We start from the raw sequence: 14,067 nt of genomic DNA, 5'->3' as shown, positions 1-14,067 counted from the left end.
GGCGGCTACGCGGCAATCCCGGCCAGCATGCCGGTTACCGGAGACCATTCGGTGATGCGGGTTCCGGCGATCACACCGGCTTCGGCGAAAGGGTCCTGCTTGAGGATCGAGTTGAGGGCGCCTTCATCTGACGCCTTGAAGATCAGCAGGGCACCCGCGCCGTCGCCGTAGGGGCCGCTGGCCACGATGACGCTGTCCTGTGCCAGGCCGCCTGTCCATTCCCGGTGCGCGGGGCGGACCTCATTGCGGGTTTCGGTGGAGTTGGCGGCATAAACGTACTCAACGGCAAAAACTGTCATACCGCTACCCTATCGCCATGGCCGCCCTGGTACCGTCCCAATCCCCAATGCCGGAGGATGTGCCGGGACGGAGCGGACTGCGCCCAGGGGGCTGCGGTCAGTGCAGGAAGAGGACTTTGACCGCGGCCGCGGTGCCGGCGGCCCAGAGCATGGAAGTGAGGGTCCCGATGATGAAACGCTCAGCGGCCACCGGCGTCTCCTTCAGCTCGGCGAACCTGCCCAGGCCCTTGATCGCAACGATGTAGGCGATGGCCACGGGCTGGCCGGTAAGGATGGCAAGGCACACCCCCAGCCGCTCCAGCACGCCGATGATGGCCCCGCCGCGCAGGATGCGCTGGCTGGGTGCAGCGGGTCCGGCTGCGGGACCGTTCGACGCCGGCCGGCCGGGAGTAGCGGTCAGCTCACTGTCCACTGCCTGGTTGCCTGCACCCCCGGCAGCGTCACGAGCCGGGTCTGCGTCAGGAACCGGGTCTGCGTCAGGAGCCGGGTCTGCGCCCGCCGCCGGTACGGTGCCTCCGCGCGACCCCGGGGATGCAGGGGAAGGGTCATCGACGGTGACGTCAGCCGACGGGTCCTCTTCCGCCGCCCGGGCTTCCTCCGCGGCCTTGGCGGCATCTGCCTTGTCGTCGATGGTCCGGGCGAGCTTGAACACCAGCGCAGTGACCGGCCAGCCGGCAAAGCCCGCCACCAGCAAGGCCACTGCCACCCACAGTGCGGTCACGTGTCTCCTTCAATCCGGTCCGCCGGCTTTCGCTGCCCAGGCCCCTGCCGCTGCGCAGGCGCCTGCTGCTGTTGCTGCGCAGGGACATCCTTTTCGGCCTGGCCAACCCGGGAGTCGGCAAAACCAAGGAGCATGGACGCGGCCGGCCTGGCTGCCCATTCTTCCTGCCACCCGGAGCGAAGCACGGTACGGCTCACCGACTGCTCCGAAATTCCGAGTTCAAGCGCCACGTGCTTCTGGCTTCCGTGCCGGCCCTGGCCCTGGCCCCGCGCGCCCAGGCGGCGCAGGGCGTCCACCACCCGCCACTGCGCTTCCGTGCGGTCCTGGACAAGCCGGCCCAGCAGCCGGAGCACCGCCTCCGCATTGGCACAAGCCTGCACCCCCTCCGCTGCAGCGACACCTTTGGCCGCTTCCCCTGCCATGATGCCGGGCACCACCGACAACGGCACCTGGGAACCGGCGCCCTTGGCAAGCTCAACAGCCTTCCGCGCGGCAACAAAGGCCGTTCCGGTTCCTTCCCGGGGACTGGCGTGGGGCGGCAGGACCACGGTCCCAACGCCAATGCCTATGTACCAGTGGCCGCCGCGGAGCGCGTGCAGGGCTATCTCCACCACGGCGGAGGCGTCCCGGACCACTCCCTGGACTTCATCCCCTACGGAGCGCTCGAAGACCGGCTGTTCCGGGTTGGGCAGCTCAAGGCCGGCAAGCTGGTCCAGCAGGGCCGGTACACGGTCCTGGTCACCGGTACTTCCGCGCTGGTCGATGGTCATGACGAACATCTCTCAACCATAGGCGGTTGAGAGTGATCAATCAATCAGATTTGGCTGATTTTTGAAAGTCAACCGATATGGGGCGATTATCCGAACAGGTTGACCGGCTTGACGATGTCCGCGTAGATCAACAACGCGCTCATGCCCATCAACAGCGCCGCGACCACGTACGTGACGGGAAGCAGTTTGGCGATGTCGAAGGCCCCGGGATCCGGCCGCCCGCGCAGCTTTGCCACCCGGCGCCGGACGCCCTCGTACAGGGCGCCCGCAACGTGGCCGCCGTCAAGTGGGAGGAGCGGGACCAGGTTGAACACCGCAAGTGCGAAGTTCAGGCCGGCCAGCAGTCCGACGAGGGTTGCCACCCGGGACTGCATCGGCACGGCCTCCATGGCTGCCACCTCGCCTGCAACCCTGCCCACGCCAACCACGCTGATGGGCCCGTTGGGGTCGCGCGGCTCTTCGCTGAACGCAGCCTTGGCCACGCCCACCACGCGGGCAGGCAGGTTGAAGACAACACCGGCCACCTGGCGGATGTTCTCCCCCGCCATGGGCAGGACGGACGACGCCGGCTGGGGCACCAGCGCCGTCTGCGCGCCGATGCCAAGGAATCCGACGTCCTGGTACTGGAGGTTGCCGGCGGCGTCGGTGGCCTGGCGACCGTCGGTTCCCATGACCGGCCGGGCCGACAGGACGGGGGTCACGGTGGTGGATACCGGGTTGCCGTCCCGCTGCACCGTAATGGAGACTTCCTTGCCGGCGGAAGCGCGGATCCATTCCGTCAGCTGGTCCCACCTGGTGACAGGTTTGCCGTCGAAGGAGGTGATGGTGTCATTGGGCTTCAGGCCGGCCGCGGCGGCGGGCGTCAGCTGGCAGTCGGTGGAATCGGGGTCGACGGTCTGCCCTGCGGCTACCTGGCACTTGGAGACGTCGGAAATGGTGGTGGTGGCCGTCGCCACGCCGAAGCCCATCAGCAGAACGGCGGTGAGCAGCACGCCAAGGATCATGTTCATGGCCGGGCCGCCCAGCATCACGATGACCTTCTTCCAGACCGGCAGGCGGTAGAAGACCCGGTTTTCGTCGCCGGGCCCCACTTCCTCGTGGGCCATGGAACGGGCCTCGGTGGCCAGCGTCTGGAACATGCCGGTGCTCGAAGGCCGGACCGAGCCGTCCTCCTTGTTCGGCGGATACATGCCGATCATGGAGACGTAGCCGCCCAGCGGCACGGCCTTCACGCCGTATTCGGTTTCGCCCTTTCGGCGCGACCACAGTGTGGGGCCGAACCCGATCATGTACTTGGTGACGCGGACCTTGAAGAGCTTGGCGGGGACCAGGTGGCCCACTTCGTGGAGCGCAATGGACACGGCGATGCCAAGGGCGACGAAGACAACGCCGAGGATGAAAAGTAGGACAGGGGTCATGGAGGTGCTGCTGCTTCCTAGAGACTGCTGACTGCTAAACGTTCGTGGGCCCGGGCGCGTGCCCAGCTTTCAGCATCCAGCACGGATTCCACCGTCAGCCCGGAGGAACCTGAGTGTTCGCTGAGCACACTGTCCACGGTGTCGACGATGTCGGTGAAACGGATCCGGCCGGCATGGAACGCCGTGACCGCTTCCTCGTTGGCCGCATTGAAGACAGCAGGGTAGGTGCTCCCCTGCTTGGCGGCGTCCTTGGCCAGCCCGACGGCGGGAAAGGCATCCGTGTCCAGCGGTTCGAAGGTCCAGGTGGCGGCCTGGGTCCAGTCGCACGGGACGGCGGCGTTGGGCACGCGCGCCGGCCAGCCGAGCCCCAGGGCAATGGGCAGGCGCATGTCGGGCGGGGACGCCTGGGCGATGGTGGAGCCGTCCACGAACTGGACCATGGAATGGACCACGGACTGGGGGTGCACGACGACGTCGATCCGGTCCAGGGGAATGTCGAACAGCAGGTGGGCCTCGATGACTTCCAGGCCTTTGTTCACCAGGGTGGCCGAGTTGGTGGTGACCATGACGCCCATGTCCCAGGTGGGGTGGGCCAGGGCTTCCCGGGGGGTGACGGCGTGGAGCTCTTCCCGGCTCCTGCCCCGGAACGGTCCTCCTGAAGCTGTGAGGATGAGCTTGTCCACCTCATCGGCAGTGCCGGAGCGCAGGCATTGGGCGATGGCGGAGTGCTCCGAATCGACGGGGACGATCTGGCCTTCGCGGGCTGCGGCCTTGACCAGGCTGCCGCCTACGATCAGGGACTCCTTGTTGGCAAGGGCAAGGGTGGCCCCGGACTTGAGGGCCGCGAGCGTGGGTGCCAGGCCGATGGATCCGGTGATGCCGTTGAGCACCACGTCCGCCTCAATCGCGGCGATGCGGGCGGACGCGTCCGGGCCCGCCACGATCTCCGGCCGGTACCCCTGGCGGCCTGCCGCAGCGGCGGCGTCGCTGATCAGCGCCGCCAGCCGGGCAGGATCTCCGCCGGCAATCCCCACCGCCGCGGCGCCGGTGTGGACCGCCTGCTGCGCCAGGAGTTCCAGGTTGCCGCCCCCGGCACTGAGCGCCACCACCTCGAACAGGTGCGGGGCGCCGTCGACGACGTCAATCGCCTGGGTGCCGATGGAACCGGTGGATCCGAGGAGGACGATTCTGCGTGGCTGCATGGGTTAAGTATCCCGCACCCGTCCGGGCCCCTTTGACGCCCCTGGCCCTGCTCCGCCCGGGCCCGATGGTGCACCTTGACCCCCGCGTGACCGGGCGTAACGTGGAATCCGTGGACTGGCTGTGGTGGTTTGACGCGCCGGAATACGGGTTCGCCCGGCAGGTGCTGCAACGGGGTGTGGCGGCGCTGTATTTTGTTGCGTTCCTGTCAACGATGAACCAGTTCCCCGCCCTGCTCGGCGAGCGCGGCCTCCTCCCGGTGCCCGGGTTCCTGTCCGCGTTCCCCCGCTTTCGCCGGCCTACGCTGTTCCGCTGGCGGTACTCGGACGGGCTGCTGCGCGGAGTCTGCGCCGCAGGGCTGGTGGTGTCGGCGCTGCTGGTGGCCGGAATCCCGCAGCTGGGCCCGCCCTGGGTGCCGCTGCTTGCGTTCCTGGCCCTGTGGCTGCTGTACATGTCCATCGTGAACGTGGGCCAGACCTTCTACGGGTTCGGCTGGGAAATGCTGCTCCTGGAGGCGGGTTTCACGGTGGGCTTCCTGGGTTCCAACCAGACGGAGCCGCCCCGGACCATCCTGATCCTGACCGTGTGGCTGGTGTTCCGGCTGGAGTTCGGCGCGGGAATGATCAAGATCCGCGGCGGCAGGGAGTGGCGCGACCTGACCGCCCTGTACTACCACCACGAAACCCAGCCCATGCCCGGGCCGTTGAGCCGGCAGGCCCACCTGCTGCCCAGGCCGCTGCACCGGATCGAGGTGGTGGGCAACCACATCGCCCAGCTGGTGGTGCCGTTCCTGCTGTTCGCACCCCAGCCCGTGGCAAGCGTCGCGGCGGGAGTGGTGGTGGTGACCCAGCTGTGGCTGGTGGCCAGCGGCAACTTCGCCTGGCTGAACTGGATGGCGATCGTGCTGGCGTTCGCGGCGGTCAGCGACCCCGTGGCGCACGCCGTGATCCCCGCCATCCCCGCGGACTGGAATGCCGCCGCGGGTGCCCGGCCGGAAACCCCGCTGTGGTGGCTGGCCGTGACCTTGGCGGCGTCGGTCCTGCTGCTGGTGCTGAGCTACTGGCCGCTGCGGAACCTCTTCTCCCGCCGGCAGCTGATGAACGCCAGCTTCAACCGGTGGCAGCTGGTCAACGCCTACGGCGCGTTTGGCACGGTGACCAAGCAGCGCATCGAGATCGTGGTGGAGGGCACGCTGGACGAGGACCCCGGTGACAGTTCGGACTGGCGCGAGTACGGCTTCAAGGGCAAGCCGGGGGACGTGCGCCGGATTCCGCGGCAGTGGGCCCCGTACCACCTGCGGCTGGACTGGCTGATGTGGTTCCTGCCGCTGCGGACCGTGCACGAGGAATGGTTCTACGCCTTCCTGGGCAAGCTGCTGGCGGCGGACCGGCAGATGCTGCGGCTGCTGCGGAAGGACCCGTTCGACGGCGCCGCGCCACGCTGGGTGCGCGTGCGCAGTTTCCATTACCGCTTCGCCAGCCGGAAGGAGTTCCGGGAAACAGGGAACCGCTGGGTGCGGACGCTGCTGTATGAGCCGATCCCGGCCACGTCCCTCCGGCGGCCGGAGGGATGGCAACGGTAGTTATGCCTCCACGGCAGCGCGCCGGACGATCTCCTGGGCGTGCTTGAGGATGGGGCCGTCGATCATTTTGCCCTGGTACTTGAAGACCCCGGAGCCCGCCGACGCGGCAGCGTCCAGCAGGGCGGTGGCTGCGGCCACCTCATCGTCCGAGGGCGCATAGGCCTTGCGGACCACGGCTGCCTGGCTGGGATGGATGCAGGCCTTGGAGCTGAAGCCGGAGGCCACGGCGTCGGCCGCTTCAGCAGCCAGCCCGTCGAGGTCCGGGATGGTGGTGTACACGGCGTCCACTGCTTCCTTGCCGTGCGCCCGCGCTGCCAGGAGCACTGACGAGCGGGCGTGCAGGGCCACTGCCCGGTAGCCGCCGTCGTCCGTCCGGCTGGACGTGCCGCCCAGGGAAGCCAGCAGGTCCTCAGCCCCCCACATCAGGCCCACCACATTCGGCGCCGCGGCGATCGCCGGGGCGTTGAGGACGCCCACCGCCGTTTCGCACAGCGCAATGACCTGGTATCCCTCCAGCGCCTTGAGCTGGTCGGCCGATTCTGCCTTGGCCAGCATCACGGTGCGGTAGGGCGTGTGCGCCAGGCAGTGCAGGTCTTTTTCGAAGTCCTCGGTGCCCACGGGGTTGACCCTGACAATGGTGCAGCTGGGCTCAAGCTCGGGCTCCACGCCGGTGGTGCCCAGCTGGGCCAGGATGGCGCCGCGGGCCCGCTGCTTGTCTGCCGGCGCCACCGCGTCTTCGAGGTCCAGTATGACGGCGTCCGCGCGGGCGGCGGCCTTTTGGTAGCGCTCGGGACGGTCGGCGGGGCAGAAGAGCAGGGCGGGGCCCATCACAAAGGTCATAAGGCTATTCTCCGACGTTTTGGCTGCTCTGCGCGTTCTGATGTGCCTCCCGGGTCCACATCAGGCAACTGCGGGTGGCACGTGCCACCACGGCGCCGTCCTGGTTGCGGCCGGTGTGCTCCATGGTAACGATGCCCTGGCCCGGGCGTGAGGCCGAAAGCCTCCTGCCGGTGACGACTGTCTCCGTATACAGCGTGTCCCCGTGATACAGCGGGTGCGGGAAGGAAACGTCCGTCAGGCCCAGCTGGGCGATGATGGTCCCCTGGGTCAGCTGGGTGACGGACTGGCCCACCATGGTGGCCAGGGTGAACATGGAGTTCATGAGCCGCTGCCCAAAGGGCTGGCCGGCGCTCCAGGCGGCGTCCAGGTGCAGCGCCTGGGTGTTCATGGTCAGGGTGCTGAAGAGGACGTTGTCCGTCTCCGTCACCGTCCGGCCCGGACGGTGCGCATACACCAGGCCGTCCTCAAGTTCGTCGAAGTACAGCCCGCGCTGCTCGATGACCCGCCGGCCGCCGTCTTCCGTGGGTTTACGGTCCGCGGGGTTGCCGTCCGTGGGGTTGCTGCCGGTCATACGGTGAGTTCCCGGTCTTCCTCAAACAGGTCCGCACCGGTGGCGGCCACTACATCCTCCACGGAGACGTTGGGGGCCAGTTCGCTCAGGACCAGCCGCGATCCGCTGCCGTCCCGGACGACGTCGATGACGGCCAGGTCCGTGATGATCCGGTCCACGCAGCCCTTCCCGGTCAGCGGGAGCGAGCATTCCTGGACGATCTTGGGGTTGCCGTTGCGGTCGACGTGTTCCATCATCACGATCACGCGCTTGGCCCCGAACACCAGGTCCATGGCCCCGCCCATGCCCTTGACCATCTTTCCCGGGATCATCCAGTTGGCCAGGTCACCGTTGGCGGCCACCTCCATGGCGCCGAGCACGGCCACGTCAACGTGGCCGCCGCGGATCATGCCGAAGGACGTGGCCGAGTCGAAGAACGCCGCTCCCCTGTTGACGGTGACGGTCTCCTTGCCGGCGTTGATCAGGTCGGGATCGATGGCATCCTCTGTGGGGTAGGGCCCGACGCCGAGGATCCCGTTCTCGGAGTGCAGCACCACTTCCACGCCCGCCGGGATGTAGTTGGGGATCAGGGTGGGCATCCCGATGCCCAAATTCACGTACTGGCCGTTGCGGAGTTCCCTGGCTACGCGTGCCGCGAGTTCGTTGCGGGTCCAGCCTTTGGTTTCCGCCGATGTGGAGTCACCGGGGCCGGAATACTGCCGGGAACCGGCCCGCCGGTATTCCGGGCGTACGGCTTCGGGCCGGGGCGCTTCGGGGCTGTTGGGATCCATGGTCATGCTCCTGCCTGGTTGAGTGCCACCGTCCGCTTTTCGATCCGTTTTTCCCCGTCCTGGGCCAGGACCACCCGCTGGACGAAAATCCCGGGGGTGTGGATATGTTCGGGGTCCAGTTCGCCGGGCTCCACAAGTTCCTCCACCTCGGCGATGGTGATGCGCCCTGCCATGGCGCACAGCGGGTTGAAGTTCATGGCGGTGGCGTGGAAGACCAGGTTGCCGTGCCGGTCGCCCTTCCACGCGTGCACCAACCCGAAGTCAGGTGTGAGTGACTCTTCCAGGACGTAGTCCACTCCCCCGAAGGAGCGCACTTCCTTCGGGGCGGAAGCAACCGCGATCCCGCCGTTGGCGTCGTACTTCTGCGGCAGGCCGCCGTCGGACACCTGCGTGCCGACCCCTGCCTTGGTGTAGAACGCCGGAATCCCGGCCCCACCGGCCCGCAGTTTTTCCGCCAGCGTGCCCTGCGGGGTGAGCACCACCTCGAGCTCGCCGGCCAGGAACTGGCGGGCGAACTCCTTGTTTTCGCCTACGTAGGAGCTGATGGTGCGGCGGATGCGGCCGTCACGGAGCAGGATGCCGAGGCCCCAGTCGTCCACGCCGCAGTTGTTGCTGACGGTTTCCAGCCCCGAGGTGCCGGCCCGGTGGAGGGCGTCGATCAGGGCCACCGGAATTCCGCAGAGCCCGAACCCGCCCACGGCCAGCGACGCGCCGTCGGGGATGTCCGCAACGGCTTGGTCTGCACTGGCAACAACCTTGTCAATCATCATTGATCCTTTCGGGCCGGCTAGAGTCCCAGTTCGCGGGCGATCAGCATCAGCTGGACCTCCGTGGTGCCCTCCCCCACTTCAAGGATCTTGGAGTCGCGGTAGTGGCGTGCCACGGTGAACTCGTTGATGAAGCCATAGCCGCCGAACACCTGGGTGGCATCCCGCGCATTGTCCATGGCCGCCTCGCCTGCGACCATCTTAGCGATGGCCGCCTGGGTCTTGAACGGCTTGCCGGCCAGCATCCTTGCGGCCGCGTCGTAGTAGGCCAGGCGGGCCGTGTGCGCCCGCGCTTCCATCCGGGCGATCTTGAACGAAATGGCCTGGTACTTGCCGATTTCGTGACCGAACGCCCGGCGCTCGCGGGCGTATTTGACGGACAGGTCAACGCAGCCCTGGGCGGCACCGGTGGCCAGTGCGGCGATGGCGATCCGGCCCTCGTCCAGGATGGACAGGAAGTTGGCGTAACCGCGCCCCTCGGCGCCCAGCAGGTTTTCCTCCGGCACCCGGACGTCCTTCAAGGTGAGGGGGTGGGTGTCCGAGGCGTTCCAGCCCACCTTGTTGTAGGGCTTTTCCGCCTTGAAGCCGGGTGTGTCGGTGGGTACCAGGATGGTGGAAATCTCTTTTTGGATGGACCCGTCTTCGCGCTCCTTCTGCCCGGTAACCGCCGTGACGGTGACCAACCGGGTGATGTCGGTTCCGGAGTTGGTGATGAACTCCTTGTTGCCGTTGATGACCCAGTGGCCGTCCTCCCGCCGGGCGTGGGTCTTGGTGCCGCCGGCGTCGGAGCCTGCTTCGGGTTCGGTGAGCCCGAACCCGGCGAGCGCCTGGCCGGACGCCAGCATGGGCAGCCATTCCTGTTTCTGTGCGTCCGTGCCGAACCGGTACACCGGCATGGCACCGAGGGACACGCCGGCCTCCAGGGTGATGGCGACGGACTGGTCCACACGGCCCAGCTGCTCCAGCGCGAGCGCCAGGGCAAAATAGTCCCCGCCCATGCCGCCATACTCCTCCGGGAACGGCAGCCCGAACAGGCCCATCTCCGCCATCTGCTTCACCACTTCATAGGGGAAGCTGTGCTCTTCGTCGTGCTTGGCGGAGACCGGGGCCACCACGTTGTCCGCGAAGTCGCGAACGGTGTCGCTGAGGTCCTGGTATTCCTCGGTAAGTTCAAAACCGGTCATGGTCAGGCTCCTTCGCCTTGCTGGGTGTCTGTGTCTGCGTCTGCGTCGGTGTCCGTGGAAGCGGGTTCCGCACCGGTGGGATGGGGGTGGATGGTGGCCAGGATCTGATCCGCCTTCACAAGGTCACCGGTGCGGGCGGCCAGGTGGACCGTTCCTGCCAGGGGGGCCACCAGGTGGTGCTCCATCTTCATGGCCTCCACGGACACCAGGACCTCCCCGGCCTCCACCGCATCCCCGTCGCTGACCGGGACGGCCACCACGGTTCCCGGCATGGGCGAGCGCACCTCGGGGTCCGCCGCACCTTCCTGGCGCTGCACGGCTGCCAGTACCCGTTCCAGCCGTGCTTCACGGGTCAGGAGTTCCAGCCGGCAGGACCAGCCGCCGTTGCCGAGGAAGAGCTGGAGCGGCTGCCCGGGCGGTACGGCCACCTGGTACTCCCGTGCCTCCCCGCCAAGGGTCAGGACTGCGCTGCCGTCCTGCGCCAAGCGCAGCGCGGCGGCCTGCCGGGCGCCGCCGTCAACAGCAACCACGGCAGTGTCGGCGCCGGTGGGGCTTCCGCTGACCTGCACTGTTGCCACACCGCCGTCGGGCGTTCCCAGGCTGATCCGGCGCGGCGCGGGCGCACCAAGGCGCCACCCGCTGCGGGCCTGCCACGGTCCGCCGGGCGGCGCGGGGTGGTCCTGCGCCTCCCGGGTGAGGGCGTACAGGGCGGCGGCCACCAGTTCGGGGGTGCCGACGCGCCGGAATTCAAGCGCCGGCTGCTTCCGTTCGATCAGCCCGGTGTCCAGGTGCCCGGCGCGGACATCGGAATCGTTGACCAGGAGCCGCAGGTACTCGACGTTGGTCTCAATGCCCAGCGCCGTGTAGCCGGCCAGCGCCGCGTCAAGGGATTCCAGGGCCTCAGTGCGGTCCCTGCCCCAGGCGATCACCTTCGAGATCATGGGGTCGTAATTCGCGGAGAGCTCCAGGCCCTCCACCAGGGATGAATCCACCCGGACGCGGCTGTCCGTTGCGTCCGGCAGTTCGTCCAGCTGGAGGACCGTCCCGGTGGACGGGAGGAAGTTCTTCTCCGGCACCTCGGCGTAGACCCGTGCCTCCACCGCATGGCCGGAAAGGCTGACGTCAGCCTGCCGGACGGTCAGCGGCTCACCGGCGGCGATCCGCACCTGCCATTCCACCAGGTCGATTCCGGTGACCATCTCCGTGACAGGGTGCTCCACCTGCAGCCGGGTGTTCATCTCCATGAAGAAGAACTCATCCGGCGCATTGTCCGAGACCAGGAACTCCACGGTTCCTGCCCCGGTGTAGTTCACGCTGCGGGCAGCGTTGCAGGCGGCCTCGCCGATCCGAGCACGGACGTCCGCACCGTTGGGAAGGCTTTCCAGCAGGGGCGAAGGGGCTTCCTCGATGACTTTCTGGTGCCGCCGCTGCAGGGAGCATTCGCGTTCGCCGAGGTGGATGACGTTGCCGTGGCCGTCCGCCAGCACCTGCACCTCGATATGCCGCGGTGTGGTCACCAGTCGCTCCAGGAACAGGGTGTCGTCCCCGAAGGCGGCTGCGGCCACACGCCGTGCGGTGGCCAGGGCGGCGGCCAGGTCCGCCTGCTTTTCGACGACGTGCATGCCTTTGCCGCCCCCGCCGGCAGAGGGCTTGATCAGGAGGGGATAGCCGACGGCGGCAGCAGCGTCCACCAGTTCGCTGTCCGTCATGCCGGGCCTGGCAATGCCGGGGACCACTGGCACGCCATACCCTGCCACATGGTTCTTGGCGCGGATCTTGTCGCCCATGACGTCCAGGGCTTCCACGCCGGGACCGATGAAGGCAATGCCGGCTTTTTCGAGGGCACGGGCGAAGTCCGCATTTTCGCTCAGGAAGCCGTAACCGGGGTGGACCGCGTCAGCGCCTGACTGCCGGCACGCCGCCAGGATGGCGTCGATGCTGAGGTAGCTTTCGGTTGCCGCGGCAGGGCCAATGCGCACGGCAGTGTCAGCCTCGCGCACGTGGCGGGCGCCGGCGTCGGCATCGCTGTAGACCGCGACCGACCGGATTCCCAGGAGCCGCAGCGTGCGGATGACGCGGCACGCAATTTCACCACGGTTGGCCACCAGGACGGCGCTGAAGAGGGGCCCGGTGCCGGCTTCTCCGGCCTGGGCGCCGGTAGGGCCTTGGTGCATGGCGGTATTGGTCTGCATGGTCATTGCTGGCTCACATCCGGAAGAGGCCGAAGGAGGTCTCCGGCAAGGGGGTGCGGGAGACGACATCAAGCGCCAGGCCCAGGACGGTGCGCGTATCGGCGGGGTCGATGACACCGTCGTCCCACAGCCGGGCGGTGGAGTAGTAGGGACTGCCCTGGTCCTCGTACTGCCGGCGGATGGGCGCTTTGAAGGCTTCCTCGTCCTCGGCCGCCCATTCCTCCCCCGCCGCTTCGTACTGGTCCCGCTTCACGGTGGCCAGCACGCCGGCCGCCTGGTTTCCGCCCATGACCGAGATCCGGGCAGCAGGCCACATCCACAGGAACCGCGGCGAGTATGCACGGCCGCACATGGAGTAGTTGCCGGCGCCAAAGGAGCCGCCGATGACCACTGTCAGCTTGGGGACGCGGGCAGTGGCAACGGCGGTCACCATCTTGGCCCCGTTTTTGGCGATGCCGCCCTGCTCGGCGTCCCGGCCCACCATGAAGCCGGAGATGTTCTGCAGGAACAGCAGCGGGATGCCGCGCTGGTCGCACAGCTCAATGAAATGCGCGCCCTTGAGCGATGACTCGCTGAACAGCACGCCGTTGTTGGCCACGATGCCCACGGGGTGTCCGTCGATCCGGGCGAATCCCGTGACCAGGGTGGTGCCGTAGTCCTTTTTGAACTCGTGGAACCTGCTGCCGTCCACCAGGCGGGCGATGACTTCATGGACGTCGTAAGGTGCGTTGACGTCCGTGGGCACGGCGCCGTAGAGGCCTTCGGGGTCCGCTGCCGGTTCGACGGCGGGTTCCACCTGCCAGGCCGGTGCGGCGGGAGGCGGCAGGGTGGCAACGATGTCCCTGATGATCTGGAGGGCATGTTCGTCGTTTTCGGCCAGGTGGTCCGTCACTCCGGAGACCCGGGAGTGCACCTCGCCGCCGCCCAGCTCCTCGGCGGTGACGATTTCCCCGATGGCTGCCTTTACCAGCGGCGGGCCGCCCAGGAAGATGGTGCCCTGGTTCCGGACAATGACGGTCTCGTCGCTCATCGCGGGGACGTAGGCTCCGCCGGCCGTGCAGGAGCCCATGACGGCGGCCAGTTGCGGGATCTTGGCCGCCGAGAGTCGCGCCTGGTTGTAGAAGATCCGGCCGAAGTGCTCCTTGTCCGGGAACACCTCGTCCTGCTTGGGCAGGAAGGCGCCTCCCGAGTCCACCAGGTAGATGCAGGGCAGCCGGTTTTCCAGCGCGATCTCCTGGGCGCGGAGGTGCTTCTTCACCGTCATGGGGTAATAGGTTCCGCCCTTGACGGTTGCGTCGTTGGAGATCACCAGGACGTGGCGGCCATGCACCAGGCCGATTCCGGCGATCACTCCTGCGCCGGGTGCGTCGTCACCGTACATCCCGTTGGCCGCAAGGGGCGCAATTTCCAGGAAGGGGCTGCCGTCATCCAGCAGTTGGTCGATCCGGTCCCGCGGCAGCAGCTTGCCCCGGGCCACGTGGCGGTCCCGCGACTTTTGGGGCCCGCCCAGCGCCGCATCCGCCAGCTTCTTCCGCAGCTCCCCGGCGAGCGAGAGCTGCTCGTCCCGGTTGGTGCGGAAGGACTCGCTTGCCGGGTCGAGCCGGGTGGCCAGGGTCTCCATCGACGTTCCGTCCTTGTGTGGGTCCGGGCGGCCGCCAGGCCAACTCGGTTAGTGACTAATAACTGAAATTCAGGTTAGTCTCGATTAACTGTGATGTCCAACACATCGCTGCGTTGCTAGACTCTGGGCTGG

At 67.7% G+C, this 14,067-nt stretch carries 13 protein-coding genes; 1 reads left to right on the top strand and 12 read right to left on the bottom strand.

The genetic code is table 11. The annotated features are described in order from the left end of the window. Positions 1 to 5: 5 nt before the first annotated feature. From MRBLMD1_RS15860 to dxr, 5 genes are all read right to left on the bottom strand, one after another. On the bottom strand, positions 6 to 299 hold the full coding sequence (locus MRBLMD1_RS15860) for a YciI family protein (protein ID WP_224025578.1): 294 nt from the start codon (positions 297 to 299) through the stop codon (positions 6 to 8). A 97-nt stretch (positions 300 to 396) separates the two neighbouring features. Beyond that, positions 397 to 1,020 carry a hypothetical protein gene (locus MRBLMD1_RS15855; protein WP_364401280.1) on the bottom strand — a complete coding sequence of 208 codons (624 nt, stop codon included), beginning with the start codon at positions 1,018 to 1,020 and terminating at the stop codon, positions 397 to 399. After that, positions 1,017 to 1,799 (bottom strand): MarR family transcriptional regulator, encoded by a 783-nt coding sequence (locus MRBLMD1_RS15850; RefSeq protein WP_224025576.1) that lies wholly within the window; start codon positions 1,797 to 1,799, stop codon positions 1,017 to 1,019. The genes MRBLMD1_RS15855 and MRBLMD1_RS15850 overlap by 4 nt, the downstream gene beginning before the upstream one ends. A 77-nt stretch (positions 1,800 to 1,876) precedes the next feature. Then, entirely contained in the window at positions 1,877 to 3,208 is a 1,332-nt protein-coding gene (locus tag MRBLMD1_RS15845; protein ID WP_364401277.1) for a M50 family metallopeptidase, read from the bottom strand. A 17-nt stretch (positions 3,209 to 3,225) separates the two neighbouring features. Next, positions 3,226 to 4,410: a 1-deoxy-D-xylulose-5-phosphate reductoisomerase gene (dxr, locus tag MRBLMD1_RS15840; RefSeq protein WP_224025574.1), complete on the bottom strand. Its 1,185-nt coding sequence runs from the start codon at positions 4,408 to 4,410 to the stop codon at positions 3,226 to 3,228. 110 nt (positions 4,411 to 4,520) lie between these two features. Here dxr and MRBLMD1_RS15835 point away from each other — a divergent pair, with 110 nt between their 5' ends. Continuing rightward, complete coding sequence (locus MRBLMD1_RS15835; protein WP_224027300.1) at positions 4,521 to 5,990, top strand: lipase maturation factor family protein; 1,470 nt, start codon at positions 4,521 to 4,523, stop codon at positions 5,988 to 5,990. Here the strand turns inward: MRBLMD1_RS15835 and MRBLMD1_RS15830 are convergent, their stop codons facing one another. From MRBLMD1_RS15830 to MRBLMD1_RS15800, 7 genes are read right to left on the bottom strand one after another with little or no spacing between them, the layout of a single operon-like run. Further along, positions 5,991 to 6,830, bottom strand: coding sequence for an HpcH/HpaI aldolase/citrate lyase family protein (locus MRBLMD1_RS15830; protein ID WP_159632372.1), 840 nt, complete (start codon positions 6,828 to 6,830; stop codon positions 5,991 to 5,993). It abuts the gene before it with no gap. 4 nt (positions 6,831 to 6,834) lie between these two features. After that, positions 6,835 to 7,401, bottom strand: coding sequence for a MaoC family dehydratase (locus tag MRBLMD1_RS15825; protein ID WP_224025573.1), 567 nt, complete (start codon positions 7,399 to 7,401; stop codon positions 6,835 to 6,837). Next, positions 7,398 to 8,177: a CoA transferase subunit B gene (locus tag MRBLMD1_RS15820; RefSeq protein ID WP_414703700.1), complete on the bottom strand. Its 780-nt coding sequence runs from the start codon at positions 8,175 to 8,177 to the stop codon at positions 7,398 to 7,400. Before MRBLMD1_RS15820 ends, MRBLMD1_RS15825 begins: the two co-directional genes overlap by 4 nt. Next, complete coding sequence (locus MRBLMD1_RS15815) at positions 8,174 to 8,938, bottom strand: CoA transferase subunit A (protein ID WP_364401273.1); 765 nt, start codon at positions 8,936 to 8,938, stop codon at positions 8,174 to 8,176. Before MRBLMD1_RS15815 ends, MRBLMD1_RS15820 begins: the two co-directional genes overlap by 4 nt. Positions 8,939 to 8,958: 20 nt before the next feature. Next, a complete protein-coding gene (locus MRBLMD1_RS15810; RefSeq protein WP_364401271.1) occupies positions 8,959 to 10,122 on the bottom strand; it encodes an acyl-CoA dehydrogenase family protein in 1,164 nt (387 codons plus the stop codon). Positions 10,123 to 10,124: 2 nt separating this feature from the next. After that, complete coding sequence (locus MRBLMD1_RS15805; RefSeq protein WP_364401474.1) at positions 10,125 to 12,296, bottom strand: biotin carboxylase N-terminal domain-containing protein; 2,172 nt, start codon at positions 12,294 to 12,296, stop codon at positions 10,125 to 10,127. Between the two features lie 31 nt (positions 12,297 to 12,327). Further along, positions 12,328 to 13,935: a carboxyl transferase domain-containing protein gene (locus tag MRBLMD1_RS15800; RefSeq protein ID WP_364401269.1), complete on the bottom strand. Its 1,608-nt coding sequence runs from the start codon at positions 13,933 to 13,935 to the stop codon at positions 12,328 to 12,330. Positions 13,936 to 14,067 lie beyond the last annotated feature (132 nt).

The sequence above is a fragment of the Pseudarthrobacter sp. LMD1-1-1.1 genome, from assembly GCF_040676255.1.
Lineage (GTDB): Bacteria > Actinomycetota > Actinomycetes > Actinomycetales > Micrococcaceae > Arthrobacter.
The sequence above is the reverse complement of the archived record's forward strand: the minus strand, read 5'-3'. Positions and strand labels throughout refer to the sequence as shown.